At 49.5% G+C, this 513-nt stretch carries 1 protein-coding gene; it reads left to right on the top strand.

Features of this window, described 5'->3' with window-relative positions; translation table 11 throughout:
- The first annotated feature begins 142 nt into the window (after nucleotides 1–142).
- Nucleotides 143–367 (top strand): hypothetical protein, encoded by a 225-nt coding sequence (locus IE264_RS38890; RefSeq protein WP_190167952.1) that lies wholly within the window; start codon nucleotides 143–145, stop codon nucleotides 365–367.
- The last annotated feature ends 146 nt before the right edge of the window (nucleotides 368–513 follow it).

Raw genomic sequence — 513 nt, 5'->3', positions numbered from 1 at the left:
CAGGTCTACCGTCCCACAACCTCAATTAATACTTTCAACCCACCAATTTTCAAATCATCACTCTTCACCAAACCGAGTCCCGTCTTTAAATCAGTAACTTATCCAGCCTTCAATTAATCAAATTTCACACCTAATTTCCAAGATGAAGATCACCATGCTTTTCTCCGCCCTCGCCATTGCCAGCGGTGCCTTCGCGGCCCCTGCTCAAGCCAACGTCAACGCCGCTGCCGCCAAGGACCTTTCCATCGGTGCGAGCGTTGGTGTTGGAGCTGGCTTCGGCGGCCCCTACTACGGCGGATACCCCTACTACGGATACTATTCCTACGGTGCCTACTACGGTGGCTATCCTTACGCTTACCGTTGGTAAAGAACCAGAATTCTTGGCCTGGTGCCTTGAAGCATTAGCCCCCAATTCCTTAGTGAAGCCCACTCTGATCTACGACCCTTTACTACCCAGTGCATGTTTTGCTAGCTCATGCAATTAAAGTGATGATTTTTGCGCCAACTTCAAAA

Source organism: Streptomyces microflavus, from assembly GCF_014650075.1.
GTDB classification, from domain to species: domain Bacteria; phylum Actinomycetota; class Actinomycetes; order Streptomycetales; family Streptomycetaceae; genus Streptomyces; species Streptomyces microflavus.
This window is presented reverse-complemented; position numbering and strand designations above follow the sequence as displayed.